Source organism: Variovorax sp. PDC80 (assembly GCF_900115375.1).
Taxonomy (GTDB): domain Bacteria; phylum Pseudomonadota; class Gammaproteobacteria; order Burkholderiales; family Burkholderiaceae_C; genus Variovorax.
Genome location: NZ_FOWG01000001.1, coordinates 623,110 through 640,016, shown reverse-complemented (window position 1 = coordinate 640,016; position 16,907 = coordinate 623,110). Strand labels below are relative to the sequence as shown.

The window sequence follows — 16,907 nt, the reverse complement described above, 5'->3', positions numbered from 1 at the left end:
CGTTCGGTGGGGGGAGGGAAGGGGGAAGGGGCTGGCCGGGGCCGCCACCGTGCAGCTTAGGCAGCCGCCCGCTTTTGAACAATTGCCGTTTTTTGGCGATATCTTTGCGTTTTTCTCAAAGCGGAAGCCCGCCATGACCGCCCACCGCCTGCAGGACACCGCCCTGCGCTACTTCCTCGAGGTGGCCCGCAGCGGCTCGCTCACGGTGGCGGCCGAGCGGCTCAGCGTCAGCCCCTCGGCCATCAGCCGCCAGGTGGCGATGCTCGAGGACCTGCTCGGCGTGCCGCTGTTCGAGCGCCATCCGCGCGGCATGGTCGCGAGTCCCGCGGGCGAGCTGCTGGCCGCGCATGCGCTGCACGGCGCGCTCGAGGCCGAGCGCGTGGTGTCCGACATCCGCGGGCTGCAGGGGCTCAAGCGCGGCCGGGTGCGCCTCGCCTGTTCCTCGGGTTTCGCCAACGAGTTCCTGCCGCGCGCCATCGCGGACTTTCGCGCCGAACACCCGGGCATCCAGTTCCAGCTGCGCGCCGCGCGGCCGGCCGAGGTGACGGAGGCCGTGCTGCTCGGCGAGGCCGACATCGGCCTGACCTACAGTCGCGCCGCGGTCGACGGCATCCGCGTCGAGCGGCGCCAGCCGGCCTCGGTGTTCGCCGTGATGCGGCCCGACCATCCGCTCGCGAAGCTGCGCACCGTGACCCTGGCGCAGATGCATCCGTACCCGATCGCGCTCTCGGGCGCCGACAACACGGTGCGCCAGCTGTTCGACGTGGGCTGCAGCCAGCGCGGATTGGTGTTCGAGCCGGTGATGACCAGCAACCGCTTCGAGTCGCTGGCCAGCTTCGTGCTGCACGGCGGCGGCCTCACGATCGCGGGCGAGATCACGGTGCGCGACCGCGTGCGGCGCGGCGAACTGCACGCGGCGGAGATCCGCGAGCGCGGCATGCGCGGCCGCGCGGTCGAGTTGCAGACCCTGGCGGGCCGCACCCTGCCCGAGGTGGTGAAGACCTTCCTGGCCTTCCTCGGCGAGCAGCTGCCCGCGCCCGCCGCGGCCTGAAGTGCTTCAGGCCGCGGCCGCGCGCAGTTGTTCCAGCGACTGCTGCTGCTTGCCGTCGGCATCGAAGTTGGCGGGCGCGAGCCACTGCTCGAAGCCCGCGCGCAGCGCCGGCCATTCGCTGTCGATGACCGAGAACCAGGCCGTGTCGCGCGTGCGGCCCTTGTAGACCAGCGGCTGGCGGAACACGCCCTCGAACTGGAAGCCCAGGCGCTGCGCCGCCTTCTTCGAGGGCGCGTTGAAGTTGTCGCACTTCCATTCGTAGCGCCGGTAGCCGAGCTCGTCGAAGGCCAGCTGCATCAGCAGGTACTGGGCCTCGGTCGACAGCGGCGTGCGCTTGAGCAGCGGCGAGAAGGTCACGTGGCCGACCTCCATCACGCCATGGTTGGGCTCGATGCGCATCAGCGCGAGGCTGCCCACGGCGCGGCCCGTGGCCTTGTCGATCACCGCGAAATGCATCGGGTCCACGCTCTGCGCGATCAGCTCCACATAGGCGCGCGCGCTCGCGGCGTCGGGCGCGCGCTCCACCGCGAGGTAGGTCCAGTCGCGGCCGTCGGGTGCCAGCGCATGGGCGGCATGCAGGTCGGCCGCGTGGCGCTCGGCCGACAAGGGTTCGAGCCGGCACAGGCGGCCTTCGATCGGCGTGCGCGGCGGCTTCGGGCGCGGCGACCAGCCGGGCAGGGCGGCGCCGATGGTCTGGCCGAACTGGTTGGTGCGCGGCGTGAGCGGGGGGTGGGAGGCGGGCATGGGGGACTCTCTTTCGATGACGACAGGCGCTACAGTACGCCCGTCGTGGCGCCACGAAAAGCGCCACGCCATGCGAATTTCATGGTGCCACGAGAAACGCCCGATGACCGATGCCGCCGACCCCTCCGCCGCCCTGTCCGACCCCGTGCGCCGCGCGCTGCTCGAGGCACCGCTGGCGCGCGAGCGCGAGGCCGGCTCGATGCAACGCCAGCTCCACGAGCGCCTGAAGCGCGCCATCCTCGACGGCCGCCTCGCGCCCGGCACGCGGCTGCCCGGTTCGCGCGCGCTGGCCGAAGCGCTCGCGGTGTCGCGCAACACCGTCACGGCCACCTACGAGCACCTCGCGGCCGAGGGCTACCTGCGGCCCGACCGCCAGGGCACGCGCGTGATGGAGCTGGCCGCGCCGGCGCCGCCGCGGCGCGGCCCGCGCACGCCGGCCGTGCCGGCCACCGCGGGACGGCTCGCGCGCATCCATCCCATGGGAAGCCGCGCCGAGCCCGAGCTCGCGCTGCGCCCCGGCGTGCCCGCGCTGTCGCACTTCCCGATCGCGGCCTGGCGCGGCGCGCTCGACCGCGCGCTGCGCGGTGCCGGCCATGCCGCGCTCGGCTATGGCAACCCCTTCGGCGAGCCCGCGCTGCGCGCCGCCATCGCACAGCACCTGGGCCTGGCGCGCGGCGTGCGCTGCACGGCCGAGCAGGTGGTGATCGCCGAGGGCGCGCAGGAAGCCATCGCGCTGTGCGTGCGCCTGCTCACCGACCCGGGCGACACCGCCTGGGTCGAGGACCCCGGCTACCGCGGCGCCAAGTCCGCGATGCACGCGGGCGACCTGCGCATCGTGCCGATGCCGGTCGATGCCGGCGGCCTGCGCGCGAGCGAGGAGGACTGGCGGCTGCAAACGCCGCGGCTGGTCTATGCCACGCCTTCGCACCAGTACCCCTCGGGCGTGGTGCTCGGCATCGCGCGGCGGCTCGCGCTGATCGCGCAGGCGCGCGCCCACGGCGCCTGGATCATCGAGGACGACTACGACAGCGAGTTCCGCCACACCGGCGATCCCATCGCCGCCATGCAGGGGCTGGTGCCGCAGGCGCCGGTGCTCTACGTGGGCACCTTCAGCAAGACCATGTTCCCTTCGCTGCGGCTGGGCTTCCTGGTGCTGCCCGAGGACCTGCTGGCCACCGTGCGCGCCCCGCTCGAGGAGATGCTGCGCGGCGGCCATCGCCACGAGCAGCTCGCGCTGGCCGACTTCATCGAGAGCGGCCAGTTCAGCCGCCACCTGGGCCGCATGCGGCGCCTGTACCGCGAGCGCCAGCAGGCCCTGCGCGCCGCGCTCGAGCGCCACTTCAGGCTGCCGCACACCATCGACGGCGGCCACTGCGGCATGCATCTCACCGTGCGCCTGCCCGCGCGCTTCGACGACCGCCGCATCGCCGCCGAGGCGCGACGCCACCGCATGGCGCCGATGCCGCTGTCGGCCGCCGCGATCCGGCCCGGGCCGGACTGCAACGGGCTGGTGCTGGGCTACGGCAACACCTCGGCCGAGCTGTTCGAGCCGATGGCGAAGCGGCTGGCGCAGCTGGCGCGCGCGGCCGGCCGCTGAAGTCCTCGCGCCTGTCGCGCAGGCGTCAAGGTGGGGCGTTCGCGCCCGCGGCGATAGCAACTCGGTACAAGGCGCGCCCGCCCTGCCTCGATAGCCTCGCCGCACCCACAACGACGACGGAGACAGAGCGCATGAGCATGAAGAAGAAGACATTCCCGCTGCGGCGGTTCGGGATCGCGGGCGCGGTGGCGGCGGTGGCCGCCCTCGCTGCCTGCGGTGGCGGGGACGGCGGCGCGGTCGTCGCCTTCCCGCCGGTGTCGGTGGCACCGCCACCGCCGCCGCCCGCCGCGCCGCCGCCCGCGGCCCACCCGCTCCAGGTCGCCACCACCTACGGCGAGGTCGAGGGCGCCGCGCAGGCGGATGGCGCGGCCTACGCCTGGCTCGGCATTCCCTACGCGCAGCCGCCGGTCGGCGAGCGGCGCTGGAAACCGCCGGTCTCGCCGAACGCCTGGAGCGGCGTGCGCAGCGCCAAGGACTTCGGCCGCTCGTGCGCGCAGGCCGGCAGCTTCTATGCGCCGCCGCTGGCCGACGACGGTTTCACGCGCGAGATCGGCACCTCGTTCGGCCAGCTCGTCGGCGCCGAGGACTGCCTCACGCTCAACGTCTGGCGGCCCGCCACGCAGGAGAAGAACCTGCCCGTGGTGGTGTGGGTGCACGGCGGCGCCAACACCGTGGGCTACACCCACAACCCGACCTACGACGGCGTCAACTTCGCGCGCAGCAACAACGCCATCGTCGTCACCGTCAACTACCGGCTCGGCGTGTTCGGCTGGTTCCGCCATCCGGCGCTCAGGAGCGGCGATGCGGTCACCGATTCGGGCAACTACGGCACGCTCGACCTGGCCAAGGCCCTCGAGTTCGTGCATGCCAATGTCGCGGCCTTCGGCGGCGATCCGCGCAACGTCACGCTGATGGGCCAGTCGGCCGGCGCCTGGAACACCTACGCGATGATCCTGACGCCGCTGAGCAAGGGCAAGGACTGGTTCCAGAAGGCCGTGCCGATGAGCATGGGCGTGAAGATATCGAGCACCGCGCAGGCCGACACCTATGCCAAGGGCGTGGTGCGCAAGCTGCTCGTGATGACCGGCGCGGCCACCGAGGCCACCGTGGACGCCACCATCGCGGGCATGAGCGAGGCGCAGGTCGCGAGCCTGCTGCGCAACGCACCGGCCTCGCAGCTCGCGCTGCTGTCCTCGGGCCAGGCCGACAACATCGGCGACGGCACCGTGCTGCCCGCCGTCGCGCGCACCGCGGTCGAGGCGGGCGAGTACCGCAAGGTGCCGCTGCTCGCGGGCACCACGCGCGACGAGGGCAAGATGTTCCTGCAGTCCTACTACCAGGTCGACGACGCCACGCGCTTCCTGATGATGTACGACTTCGATCCGAACCGGCCCACCGCGCCGGGTTCGGCCACGCTCGCGAGCGTGCTCAAGCCCGGTGTCACGGTCGATGCCTACAACGCGGCCGGCAAGGCGGTCACGGCCGCGAGCTTCGCGGCCAGCATCACCTCGGCGCTCACCTTGTTCCAGGCGCACCAGCCCGAGGTCTATGCCTACCGCTTCGACTGGTCGCAGGGCCCCGAGCCGTGGAACACGCTGTACGGCGCGGGCCATTCCACCGACATCCCGTTCATGTTCGGCAACTTCGGCAAGGGCATGTTCTCGATGAACTACACCGATGCCAACCGGCCGGGCCGCGAGGCGCTGTCGGCCGCGATGATGGGCAGCGTGGGCGCGTTCATGAAGACCGGCAATCCCAACCATGCCGGCCTGGGCGTGGAGTGGGTGCGCTGGACGCCCGCGGGTACGCCGCGACGGTTGCTGTTCGACGCGACGGCCAGCGAGAAGCGGATCGTGCTGGAGTGAGCGGAGGACTTCAGCCGGCCGCGATGCCGAAGCCGGTGTCGAAGGTGGTCTTCACATCGAGCCCCTGCTTGATCAGCCCCACCTGCCGGTAGAAGTCCGCCGTCCCCTGCTGGTCGGCGACCACCTGCGCGTCGATCGGCACCCACTTCTGCTGCCGCCGCTCGAACTGCAGCCTGGCGGCCTCGGGCGGGATGCCGATGATGCGCGCGAGCGTGGCGGAAAAGGCATCGACGTTGCGATAGGACCATTGCTGCGCGCGCACCACGCGCTGCAGGAAGTCCTGCAGCACCGGCCGCTTGGCCGCGATCGCCGCGTCGGTGGCAGCGAGGTAGCTCAGGCCCGGCAGCAGGCCGCGGCCGCTCGCGAGCACGCGTGCATGGCCGCTGGTCTCGGCCAGCGCGGTGTAGGGCTCCCAGGTGGCCCAGGCATCGACCGAGCCCTGCGTGAGCGCGAGCTTGGCGTCGGCCGGCGCGAGGAAGCGCAGGTTGATGTCCTCGGGCTTCAGCCCGGCCGCGACGATGGCCTTGAGCGTCACGTAGTGGCCGATGGAGCCGCGGTTGGTGGCCACGCTTTTCCCCTTGAGCTCGGCCGCGCTCTTGAGCGGCGAATCGGGCCGCACCAGCACGGCCGTGCCGTAGGAGTCGGAGCGGTTGGCGCCGATCGCCTTCACGCGCGTGCCGGCCGCGAGCGCGAAGATCAGCGGCGCATCGCCGATCGGGCCCGAATCGACGGCGCCCGCGTTCAAGGCCTCGGCCAGCGGCGCGGCGGCCGGGAATTCCGACCACTGGATGTCGTACGAGAGGCCCTCGAGCCCGCCCGCGGCCTCGAGCAGCGCGCGCAGGCCGCCCTTCTGGTCGCCGGCCTTGAGCAGCGGGCGCGCCTGGGCACGGGCCTGCAGCGCGAAGGCGGGCAGGGCAGCAATGGTCGCGGCGGCGCCACCCTGGGCGATGAAGCGGCGGCGGCTGGCGGACGGCATGCGGTTCGTCATCTGCGGCCTGGCCTCAGGCCAGCGGGTCGTACGACACGTGGTCCGCGAAGCGCGCCGGGTCGGTGCTCTTCTTGAGCACGCCCACGTTGCGGAAGTCGGCCGCATAGAACGCGACCTCGTCGCGCAGGCTGCGGCCCAGCGGGTGGTGCGCATGCGTGAGCGTGCCCAGCAGCGCGCGCAGGTCCTCCACCGGCACCTTGGGCGAATACTTGGCGAACAGTTTGGCCGATTCGTTCGGGTTCTCGGCCACGTAGTCGGAGGCCTGCGCGATGGCGCGCACCAGGCCCGCCACGGTGGCCTTTTCCTTGCGCACCAGCTCGCCGCGCGCGCCGACGATGCAGCAGACCTTGTCCTTGTACTCGCCCGTGAGGTTGCTCGCGATCTCGACGAACGCACCCTTGTTGCGCTTCTCGATCAGGTAGACGTTCGGGTCGCCGTCGGCGATGGCGTGGATCTCGCCCTTCTGCACCGCGAGGTCGAGCAGGTCGGCCGGGTACTGGCGCCAGGTCACGTCGCGCTCGGCGTCGATGCCGTTCTTGGCGAGCAGGATCGAGAAGAAGTTCTTGCCCGGGCTCGTGATGTCCGACACGCCGATGATCTTGCCCTTGAGGCTCGCGAGGCTGGTGGCGCCCGCGGCCTTCGCGCCCACCAGGCGCACGCAGCCGCCGTGCGAACTGCCGACGATCTTCACGTCGAAGCCCGACTCCAGCGGCTTGAGCCAGCGGTGGATCATGCCCACCGCCGCGTCGGCCTTGGCCGTGGCCAGCGATTCGAGCAGCTGGTCGGTCGAGCCGGTGTAGTTGATCAGCTCGACCTGCAGGCCGTTGCGCTCGAAGTAGCCGCGCTCCTGCGCCACCACCACCGGCGAGAGGCAGAAGGCCGCGGCGTTCCAGGCGAAGGTCAGCTTGCGCGTCGACTGCGAGAAGGCCTGCGAGGCGATCAGGCCGCCCGAGGCGACCACGGCGGCGGCGCCGCCGGCGCGCAGGAGGCGGCGGCGGGAGAGGGATGCGTTCATCGGCGGTTCCAGGAGAAAGAAGGAGTCAGTCCAGCAGCTCGGGCTCGGCCTCGACCAGCCCCTGGTAGAGGCTGTCGAAGGAATGGATCGCGCCCTCGGGCCCGCCGATCTGGCCGTGGGTGTGGCGCGCCGTGGCTTCGTCGATCGGTTGCGGCGTGCCGGCGGCCTCGGCCAGCAGCTGCGTGTGGCAGGCGTTGTCGAGCGCGATGTACCACCAGGCCGCGGCCTCCACCGTCGGGCCCGCGGTCAGGATGCCGTGGTTCTTGAGGATCGCGCCCTTCCTGTCGCCGAGTGCCTGCGCGATGCGCTCGCCTTCGCTGGTGTCGACCACCATGCCGGTGAAGTCGTCGAACAGCGCCACGTCGTCGTGGAACACGCAGCTGTCCTGCGTCAGAGTGTCGAGCTTGCGGCCCAAGGTCGACCAGGCCTTGCCGTAGGTCGAGTGGGTGTGGGCGGCCGCGACGATCCTGGGGTTGTGCTCGTGGATCGCCGCGTGGATCGCGAAGGCCGCCTTGTTGAGCGGGCGGTCGCCGATCACGGTCTCGCCCCTGGCATTGACCAGCAGCAGGTCGGAGACCTTGATGCGCGAGAAGTGGATGCCCAGCGGATTGACCCAGAAGTGGTCGGTCAGCTCGGGATCGCGCGCGGTGATGTGGCCGGCCAGGCCCTGCGCGAAGCCGAAGCGCGCGAACAGGCGGAAGGCGCCCGCCAGGCGCTCCTGGCGGTGGCGGCGCTCGGCCTGCACGCTGGTGCGCGGCGGGATCGGGTCGAACCAGTACTTCTGCGTCGGCACCGGGTTGAGCTTCAGGGCCGAGGCGTTGCGGTCGATGGAAAGAACGGCGCTCATGGGGATGTCCTCTTGGGTATGGGCTCCTTCCGCCTCTGGGGGAAGGTCGGGATGGGGGCACGCGGCGGTGGCGGCAGGGTGGGGCGGTGGATGCGCCGCGTGCCCCCACCCCGGCCCTCCCCCAGCGGGGGAGGGAGGAAGGCAGGGGGATCAGGCCGCCTTGCGGATCGAGGCCGCGCGCTGCGCCACCAGTTCTCGCGTGCGCGGGATCAGTTCGCGCCCGTAGTCGGCCGCGTCCTCCAGCGGATCGAAGCCGCGGATCAGGAAGGTGGTGACGCCGAGGTCGTAGTAGTCGAGCAGCGCATCGGCGACCTGCTCGGGCGTGCCGACCAGCGCGGTGCTGTTGGAGCGCCCGCCGATCTCCTGCGCGACCGCGGTCCACAGCCGCTTGTCGAGCCGCGTGCCCTGCCCGGCCGCGGCCAGCAGGCGCTTGGCGCCCTCGCTCTGCTGCGGGCCGCCGCGGTTGTAGCCCTGCACCACGCGCAGCCGCCTGGTCTCGGCCAGGATATGGTCGGCGCGGGCCCAGGCCTGCTCTTCGGTCTCGGCCAGGATCGGGCGGAACGAGACCGAGAAGCGCACGCCGCGGCCATGCTTGGCGGCTTCGGCGCGCACGCGGGTCGTGAGCTCGCGCGCCTGCTCGAGCGACTCGCCCCACAGCGCGTAGACGTCGGCGTACTTGCCGGCCACGGGGATCGCGGCTTCCGAGGCGCCGCCGAAATACACCGGCACGTGCGGGCGGCCGTTGCGCGTCTGCAGCGGCTTGACCTCCGAGAAGGCGTTGAGCGCGCGGTAGTGCGCGCCCTCGTGGTCGAAGGGCTTGTCGGCCTGCCAGACCTTGTGCAGCACATCGAGGTATTCGTCGGTGCGCGCATAGCGCTGGTCGTGGTCGAGCCAGTCGCCGTCGCGCTTCTGCTCGTCGTCGGAGCCGCCCGAGATGTAGTGCACCGCGAGCCGCCCGCCGCTGAACTGGTCGAGCGAGGCGAACTGGCGCGCCGCCAGCGTGGGCGCCACGAAGCCCGGGCGGTGCGCGAGCATGAAGTGGATGCGCTCGGTGACCGAGGCCGCGTAGGCCACGGTCAGCGTGGCATCGGGGCCGGTCGAGTGGTGCGGCACCAGCACGCGGTCGAAGCCGGCCTGCTCGTGCGCCTGGGCGAAGGCGCGCACGTAGTCGCGGTCGATCGCCGGGCCCTGGGCGGCATGGATCTCCGAGACCTTCTGGCCCTGGATCATGCCGATGAATTCGACGCCGCTGTTGTCGTTGTGGTTCTGGCTCATGGTGTGTCCTCTCGGTGGGTGTCTGTCGGAAACGGATGAAGAAGGGATCAGGCCGCGGGCGGCTGGCGCAGCACGCCGTCGAAGCCGCGGTCCCACAGCGGTCGCACGTCGGCCGGGCCGTCGAGCACGCCGATGCGCAGGAAGGTGTCGGCCACGTCCTGGTGGCTGCGCACCACCGCGTCGCTGACCGGGCCCAGGCTGTAGTCGCCGCTGCGGCCGTTGAACAGCTCGACGATGTCGCCCACCGGCACCCGGGTCTCGGCCGACTGGGCGCGCGCATAGGCGAGGAAGTTGCCGTTGATCCAGGCGAAGGCGCGCTGCAGTCGCTGCAGCAGGTCGGCGATCGCGGCGCGGCGCAGCGGGTCGTCGAGCGTGCGCGGGTTGGCGTAGATCGGGAAGTTGCCCGACAAATAGCCGACGCCGGTCTTGATGGTGCGCGCGCCGTACTGGATGCGCGCGAGCTGGCCGTTGTAGCCGTAGATGGCCCAGGCATCGAGGTCGCCGCGCGCGAAGGCCGACAGCCCGTCGGCCGGCGTCAGGCTCACGGCCTGGATGTCGTTGAAGCCCAGGCCGGCCTCGGCCAGCTGCTTGGCGAGGTAGTAGTGCGAGGTGGTGGCGCGCACGTAGCCCACGCGCTTGCCCTTGAAGTCGGCGATGCCGCGGATCGGTGCATCCTTGCGTGCCAGCGTGGCCTGGTTGTTGAGGTCCTCGTGCGTCACCGCCACCAGCTTCACGCTCGACTTCTGCCGCGCCGCGAACACCGGCGGGATCTCGCTGCCCGAGCCCAGGTCGAGCGCGTCGCCGTTGATCGCCTCGATGTGCAGCACGCCGTTGTTGAGCTCGCGCCAGTCGATGCGGTAGGGCGTGTTGCCCTGGCCCGAGGCCTGGATCAGCGGCCGCCACAGGCCCTTGTAGGTGCCCACGCGCAGGGTCACGCCCGCGAGGTCGCGCGCCGGGGCGCTCGGTGCCGCCCGCGCGATGCCGCCGGCGGCGGCCGTCGCGCCGAGCGCGGCCAGGGCGTGCAGCGCCTGGCGGCGGTCCATGGAGAAGAAGGGGCTCATGCGGTCGTCGGCGGGGCGGGGAGAAACGGCGAACGTAACCAGCCGCGCCGCCGATGCGAACGCAGAAAAACGAGTTTGGATATGCGCGATGCGTCGTTTTCGCGCGCACGGCGGCTCGCTAACGTGCCGGGACCATGAGCGCCATCCCCCTGCGCCGGCCCGCGGCCGGCCCGAATTCCCGCGATTCCTCCGGCCTGCCCGACGCCGCGCTGCTGGCCAGCCTCACGGCGCGCTTCGCGAGCACCGCCGCCGACCACGACCGCAGCGGCGCCTTTCCCGCGCAGAACTTCGAGGCGCTGCAATCGCACGGCCTCATCGGCCTGGTCGCGCCGAGCGCCTTCGGCGGCGGCGGCGCCACGCTGGAGTCGGCGCGGCAGGTGATCGCCGCGGTGGCGCGCGGCGAGCCCGCCACCGCGCTGATCCTCACCATGACCTACCTGCAGCACCATGGGCTGGCGCGCGGCGACAGCCGCTGGCCGCCGCACCTGCGCGAGCGCGTGGTGCGCGACGCGGTCGAGCACGGCGCGCTGATCAATGCGCTGCGCGTCGAGCCCGCGCTCGGCTCGCCCGCGCGCGGCGGCCTGCCCGCCACCGTGGCGCGCCGCGACGGCGAGGGCTGGCGCATCGACGGCCACAAGCTCTACACCACCGGCATCGAGGGCCTGGGCTGGCTCGCCGTGTGGGCCCGCACCGATGAGCCCGCGCCGCGCACCGGCGTGTTCCTGGTGCCGCGCCATGCCGAGGGCGTGCGCGTGATCGCGAGCTGGGACCACCTGGGCCTGCGCGCCTCGGGCAGCCACGAGGTGGTGTTCGAGAACGTCGCGATCCCGCTCGACCATGCGGTGGACCTGCGCGCGCCGGCCGACTGGGCGCCCGATGCCGGCAGCCAGACCGACATCGATGCCCAGGCCTCGCAGCAGGCCTGGATGGTGGTGCTGCTCGGCAGCCTCTACGACGCGGTCGCGCGTTCGGCACGCGACTGGCTCGTGGGCTTCCTGAACCAGCGCGCGCCCGGCAGCCTGGGCGCGCCGCTTTCGAGCCTGTCGCGCGTGCAGGAGACGGTGGGCGAGATCGAGGCGCTGCTGCGCACCAACCGCGTGCTGCTCGACGCGGCCAGCGAGGCCGTCGACGGCGGCCGCACGCCGTCGGCGGTCGACAGCGGGCTGCTCAAGCACACCGTCACCGGCAACGCGGTGCGCGCCGTTGAGCTCGCGTTGCAGCTCACGGGCAACCACGGCCTCGCGCGCCAGAACCCGCTCGAGCGCCATTACCGCGACGTGCTGTGCAGCCGCATCCACACGCCGCAGAACGATGCGATCCTGGTCGGCGCAGGCAAGCGCGCGCTGCTGTCGACGGGAGTCGCCGCATGACCGACCTGCTGTTTTCCAAGGCATCGCGCCGCCGCTGGCTCCAGCAGGGCGCGGCGCTCTCCATCGCGGCCACGGCCTCGCTGCGCGGCTGGGCGCAGCCGCAGACCTCGCTCGTGCTCGGCGACCAGGCCGGTGGCCTGCGCTCGCTGTTCGAGGCCTCGAAGGCACTCGAGGGCGCGCCCTTCGCCTACCGCTGGGCCAACTTCCAGGGCGCCGCGCCGCTGTTCGAGGCGCAGCGCAGCGCGGCGGTCGACACCGCGATGGCCGGCGACCTGCCGGTGCTCGCCGCGGCCGTCGGCAGGACGCCGCTGAAGATCGTCGCCACGCGCGTCGGCAAGGCCGACTCGCTCGGCATCGTGGTGCAGCCCGATTCGAAGCTGCGCAGCGTGGCCGAGCTGCGCGGCCAGACCGTGGTCGTCTCGTCGGCGCGCGGCAGCATCTCGCAGTACCAGCTCTATGGCGCGCTCGAGGAAGCCGGCGTGCGGCGCGACGAAGTCACGGTGAAGTTCGTGCTGCCGACCGACGCGGCGGCAGCCTTCGCCTCGCGCCAGATCGACGCCTGGGCCATCTTCGATCCCTACTACACGATCGCGCTGCAGCAGGGCGGGCGCATCCTGCGCGACGGCCGCGGCATCAACACCGCGCTGGGCTTCATCACCGCCAGCGAGCCCTCGCTGGCCGACCCCGCCAAGCGCGCCGCCATCGTGCAGTTCCTCGACCGGCTGGGCCGCGCGGGCGACTGGGCGCTGGCCAATCCCGAGGCCTATGCGCAGGCCTACAGCCAGCTCACGCGGCTGCCGATCGAGTCGGCGCGGCTCATCACCGCGCGCGCCTCGGTGGCCGCGCGGCCGGTGAGCGAGGCCGACATCGTGGCGCTGCAGGCCGTGGCCGACCGCTCCGCGCGCGACGGCATCCTGCCGGTGCGCGTCGACGTGCGCGCGATCTCCGACACCCAGCTCTGGAGGCGCGCGGCGTGAGCGCCGCCGTTCCCGCATCGATCGCGCCGCTGCGCGAGTTCGTGGTCGACTTCGGCCGCCTGCTCGAAGGCCGGCCCGACGAGCGCGCCATCCTCGCCGAGGGCGGCGCGCTGCTGCGCCGGCTGGTGGCGCGCGACGACTGGCTGCCCGAGGCCTTCGCGCAGCCCGACCCCGCGCGCTACCAGCAGTTCCTGCTGCATGCCGACAGCACCGAGCGCTTCTCGGTCGTGAGCTTCGTCTGGGGGCCGGGCCAGGCCACGCCGGTGCACGACCACACCGTGTGGGGCCTGATCGGCATGCTGCGCGGCGCCGAGTACAGCCAGCCCCATGCCTTCGGCGACGACGGCCAGGCGCGGCCCGTGGGCCAGGCGGTGCGGCTCGACGAAGGCGACGTCGAGGCCGTCTCGCCCACCGTCGGCGACCTGCACCGCGTGCACAACGCGCACGCGGACCGCGTGTCGATCAGCATCCATGTCTATGGCGCCAACATCGGCGCGGTGCGGCGGCATACTTACCCGGCCGAGGGCGGGCGCAAGCCCTTCGTCTCGGGCTACACCAACACGCTGCTGCCCAATCTCTGGGACCGGTCCGCCGAACGCCGGGCGGTCCCGCCTGCCACCACGCCATGACCGACGCCACGCTCCAAGCCACCTCCGCCTTCCCCGTCCTCTCGTTCGCCGCCGTGCGCGAACGCCTGCTCACGCCCGGCGCCGAGATCGCGCTGCTCGACGTGCGCGAGGAGGATCCCTTTGCCCAGGCCCATCCGCTGTGGGCCGCGAACCTGCCGCTGTCGCGCATCGAGATCGAGGCCTGGCGCCGCATCCCGCGCCGCGACACCTTGATCGTGCTGTTCGGCGAGCACCGAGGCACCGACCTCGCGCCGCTGGCCGCGCGGCGGCTCGTCGGCCTCGGCTACACACAGGTGCATCTGCTCGAGGGCGGCCTCGAGGGCTGGCGCGCGGCCGGCGGCGAGCTGTTCCGCGACGTCAACGTGCCGAGCAAGTCGTTCGGCGAACTGGTCGAGCACGAGCGCCACACGCCCTCGCTCTCGGCGCCCGAGGTGAAGGCGCTGATCGACGAGCGCGCCAACGTGGTCGTGCTCGATGCGCGCCGCTTCGACGAATACCAGACCATGAGCATCCCCGGCGCCACCAGCGTGCCGGGTGCCGAACTCGTGTTGCGCGTGCGCGAGCTCGCGCCCGATCCGGCCACGCGCGTGATCGTCAATTGCGCGGGGCGCACGCGCAGCATCATCGGCACGCAATCGCTGGTGAATGCCGGCATTCCCAATCCCGTGGCTGCGCTGCGCAACGGCACCATCGGTTGGAAGCTCGCGGGGCAGGTGCTCGACCATGGGGCAGTGCGGCGTGCGCCCGAGGCGGTGAGCGACGCGCATCGTTCGCAGGCGCGTGCCGATGCGCGGCGCGTGGCGGAGAAGGCCGGGGTGCGGTGGGTGGCGGCCGATGCCGTGGACTCGCTCGAGGAGGCGGGGCGGACGGTCTATCGCTTCGATGTGCGCACACCCGAGGAATACGCGGCGGGTCATCTTCCCGGCTTTGCGGGAGCGCCCGGTGGGCAGCTCGTGCAGGAGACGGATCACCAGGTGCCGGTGCGGCATGCGCGGATCGTGCTGGCGGATGACGATGGGGTGCGGGCTTCGATGTCTGGCTCCTGGCTGGCGCAGATGGGGTGGGAGGTTTATGTGGTGGAGCCTGTGCCTGCTGCCGATGCGTTGAGCGAACGGGGTGCTCTGGCCGCTGTGTATCCGGAGGTGGCTCGGGCCGTTGGGGAGATCGAGGCGCTGGACTTGGCTCGGCTGCTCGACGGGGATGCTTCGTCGACTGCGGTGATCGATGTGACGGGCAGTGCGAATTACGTGAAGCGGCATGTGCCGGGGGCGTGGTTTGCTGTTCGGGCGCAGCTCCTGGAGGCAGTTGATGGGGTCATTCCTTCGGCTCGGCGCTATGTGTTGACTTGTGGGAGCAGCTTGTTGGCTCGGTATGCGGCTTCGGATCTGCGGGAGTGGCTCGATTCGCGTGGGGAGCTGGATGTGGAGGTGCTCGTGCTGCTTGGGGGGAATGCTGCCTGGTTCTCTGCTGGGCTTCCTTCTGAGTCTGGTGAGACTCGGCTGGCTACCGAGAGGACGGATCGGTATCGGAGGCCTTATGAAGGGACTTCGGCTTCTGTGGAGGCTATGCAGGGGTATCTGGATTGGGAGTTTGGACTCGTTGAGCAGTTGGGGCGGGATGGGACGCATCGGTTTGTCGTGGCCTGAATTTGGGTTTGTTTTTTTGCAAAGGCTGTCGGCCGGGAATTCCGCCCGGCGGCGGACCTACTTTCTTTTGCTTCGCCAAAAGAAAGTAGGCAAAGAAAAGGCGACCCCACTGTCTGCGACCCTCCGCTTCGCTGCGGGCAACCTGCGGTGCTCGCGTTTCGCGGGGTCTCGCAGAACTCGCTTCGCTCAAACAGCTGCGAGCCCTGATCCGCGAAACGCTGCGCTCCTCGGCGCAGCCAGAGGGGGTGGTTCGGGCCATCGCTGCGCTCGGCCACAAAGATCCTTCGGGCCTTCGCGTTGCTCGGCCTCAATGAAAGATCCAGGGCCTATGCATACGCACTCACCACACAAGGACGCGCCATGGCGCGTTGACCCTAATCCCCTCTGGCTGTGCCGAGGAGCGCAGGGGAAAGCGGGATAAGGGCCGCAGCTGTCTGAGCGGAACGAAGTGCAGCGAGTTCTGCGGACCCCCGCTTTCCCCGAGCACCGCAGGTTGCCCGTAGCGAAGCGGAGGGACACAGACAGCGGGGTCGCCTTCTTTTGCTTACTTTTCTTGGCGAGACAAGAAAAGTAAGTCGCCCGCCGGGGCGAGACCCGGCCAACAGCCTCACCAAACAAACCAACCTCCCAAACAAACCACAAACCACAAAACAAAAAACGCACCTCCCCCGTGCCCCCAAGCACCAAACAAGGGTAAGTCCCAGTCCACTGGCACCTCCCCCCTCCCACCCCTGGCACTTTGCACCCCACCCCCAACCATGCACAGTACCCCTCGCACCGAAGCCTCGGCCAGCGCCGCCCGCAACAGACAAGGAGAACCCGGATGAACACGCGTCGATCCCTGCACCGTGCAATCGCAGCCACAGCGCTGCTCGTGCTGGCCACCACCGGCACCGCCTTCGCCCAGAAGGCCAAGGAACTCACCTTCGCCCACCAGGACATGCTCGTCCCCCTGCGCCTGGTCATGGAGTCGGGCGAGGTCGAGAAGGCCACCGGCTACAAGATCAACTGGCGCATGTTCTCGGGCGGCGGCGACGTGATCCGCGCCATGGCCTCGGGCGACGTGCAGATGGGCGAGACCGGTTCGAGCCCGCTGACGGCCGCGGCCAGCCAGGGGCAGGACATCAAGCTGTTCTGGATCTCGGCCGACATCGCCGACGCCGAGGCGCTGGTGGCGCGCAATGCCTCGGGCATCGCGAGCCTCAAGGACCTCGCGGGCAAGAAGGTGGCCACGCCCTTCGTCTCGACCGCCCACTACCAGCTCATGGCCGCGATGAAGATGGAAGGCGTGGACGCGAAGAAGGTCAACGTGATGAACATGCGGCCGCCCGAGATCGCGGCGGCCTGGGAGCGCGGCGACATCGACGCCACCTTCATCTGGGACCCGGTGCTCTCCAAGATCCGCTCCAGCGGCAAGGTGATCGCCACCTCGGGCAGCATCGGCAAGCGCGGCGCGCCGACCTTCGAGGGCATCGTGGTCAACGCCAAGTGGGCGGCCGAGAACGAGGCCTTCATGGTCGCGTTCGTGAAGGCGCTCAACCGCGCCAACGACGAGTACAAGGCCTCGGGCAAGAGCTGGACGCCCGACTCGCCGCAGACCAAGGCGATGGCCAAGTGGACCAAGGCCGATCCGAAGGACGTGGGCGCGGCGATGGCGCTCTACAGCTTCCCGACCCTGTCCGAGCAGCTCTCGCCGACCTGGCTCGGCGGCGGCGCGGCCAAGGCGATGGCGAACACGGCGGCCTTCCTCAAGGAACAGGGTCGGGTGCAGGAAGTCAAGCCCGACTACTCGGCCTACGTGACCACCACGTACGTCGAGAAGGCCCTGGCGGCCAAGTGAGC

14 protein-coding genes are annotated in these 16,907 nt (G+C 71.1%); 8 read left to right on the top strand and 6 right to left on the bottom strand.

What is annotated here, in order from left to right; all coding sequences use genetic code 11:
- Positions 1–133 precede the first annotated feature (133 nt).
- Positions 134–1,051, top strand: a complete 918-nt coding sequence (locus tag BM109_RS02835) for a LysR substrate-binding domain-containing protein (protein ID WP_093340364.1) — start codon at positions 134–136, stop codon at positions 1,049–1,051.
- Between the two features lie 6 nt (positions 1,052–1,057).
- Here BM109_RS02835 and BM109_RS02830 read toward each other — a convergent pair whose 3' ends face one another.
- Positions 1,058–1,795, bottom strand: a complete 738-nt coding sequence (locus BM109_RS02830; RefSeq protein ID WP_256222304.1) for a GNAT family N-acetyltransferase — start codon at positions 1,793–1,795, stop codon at positions 1,058–1,060.
- Between the two features lie 103 nt (positions 1,796–1,898).
- On the opposite strand from BM109_RS02830, the gene BM109_RS02825 reads away from it, so the two are divergent.
- Positions 1,899–3,392 carry a MocR-like pyridoxine biosynthesis transcription factor PdxR gene (locus tag BM109_RS02825; protein ID WP_093340361.1) on the top strand — a complete coding sequence of 498 codons (1,494 nt, stop codon included), beginning with the start codon at positions 1,899–1,901 and terminating at the stop codon, positions 3,390–3,392.
- A gap of 131 nt (positions 3,393–3,523) precedes the next feature.
- On the top strand, positions 3,524–5,257 hold the full coding sequence (locus BM109_RS02820; protein ID WP_093340359.1) for a carboxylesterase/lipase family protein: 1,734 nt from the start codon (positions 3,524–3,526) through the stop codon (positions 5,255–5,257).
- A gap of 10 nt (positions 5,258–5,267) precedes the next feature.
- Here BM109_RS02820 and BM109_RS02815 read toward each other — a convergent pair whose 3' ends face one another.
- The 5 genes from BM109_RS02815 to BM109_RS02795 form a co-directional block, all read right to left on the bottom strand.
- Positions 5,268–6,245 (bottom strand): ABC transporter substrate-binding protein, encoded by a 978-nt coding sequence (locus BM109_RS02815; RefSeq protein ID WP_256222302.1) that lies wholly within the window; start codon positions 6,243–6,245, stop codon positions 5,268–5,270.
- Positions 6,246–6,258: 13 nt separating this feature from the next.
- A complete protein-coding gene (locus BM109_RS02810; protein ID WP_093340358.1) occupies positions 6,259–7,260 on the bottom strand; it encodes an ABC transporter substrate-binding protein in 1,002 nt (333 codons plus the stop codon).
- Between the two features lie 25 nt (positions 7,261–7,285).
- Positions 7,286–8,107, bottom strand: a complete 822-nt coding sequence (locus tag BM109_RS02805; RefSeq protein WP_093340357.1) for a class II aldolase/adducin family protein — start codon at positions 8,105–8,107, stop codon at positions 7,286–7,288.
- A gap of 150 nt (positions 8,108–8,257) precedes the next feature.
- A complete protein-coding gene (locus BM109_RS02800; protein ID WP_093340355.1) occupies positions 8,258–9,382 on the bottom strand; it encodes an LLM class flavin-dependent oxidoreductase in 1,125 nt (374 codons plus the stop codon).
- A gap of 47 nt (positions 9,383–9,429) precedes the next feature.
- Positions 9,430–10,443, bottom strand: coding sequence for an ABC transporter substrate-binding protein (locus BM109_RS02795; protein WP_093340353.1), 1,014 nt, complete (start codon positions 10,441–10,443; stop codon positions 9,430–9,432).
- Between the two features lie 134 nt (positions 10,444–10,577).
- Between BM109_RS02795 and BM109_RS02790 the strand changes: the two genes are divergently transcribed.
- From BM109_RS02790 to tauA, 5 genes are all read left to right on the top strand, one after another.
- On the top strand, positions 10,578–11,813 hold the full coding sequence (locus BM109_RS02790) for an acyl-CoA dehydrogenase family protein (RefSeq protein ID WP_093340352.1): 1,236 nt from the start codon (positions 10,578–10,580) through the stop codon (positions 11,811–11,813).
- Positions 11,810–12,790, top strand: coding sequence for an ABC transporter substrate-binding protein (locus BM109_RS02785; RefSeq protein ID WP_093340350.1), 981 nt, complete (start codon positions 11,810–11,812; stop codon positions 12,788–12,790). The genes BM109_RS02790 and BM109_RS02785 overlap by 4 nt, the downstream gene beginning before the upstream one ends.
- Positions 12,787–13,419, top strand: a complete 633-nt coding sequence (locus BM109_RS02780) for a cysteine dioxygenase family protein (protein ID WP_093340349.1) — start codon at positions 12,787–12,789, stop codon at positions 13,417–13,419. The genes BM109_RS02785 and BM109_RS02780 overlap by 4 nt, the downstream gene beginning before the upstream one ends.
- Complete coding sequence (locus tag BM109_RS02775; RefSeq protein ID WP_093340347.1) at positions 13,416–15,065, top strand: rhodanese-related sulfurtransferase; 1,650 nt, start codon at positions 13,416–13,418, stop codon at positions 15,063–15,065. Before BM109_RS02780 ends, BM109_RS02775 begins: the two co-directional genes overlap by 4 nt.
- Before the next feature lie 823 nt (positions 15,066–15,888).
- Entirely contained in the window at positions 15,889–16,905 is a 1,017-nt protein-coding gene (gene tauA, locus BM109_RS02765; protein WP_093340345.1) for a taurine ABC transporter substrate-binding protein, read from the top strand.
- Positions 16,906–16,907 lie beyond the last annotated feature (2 nt).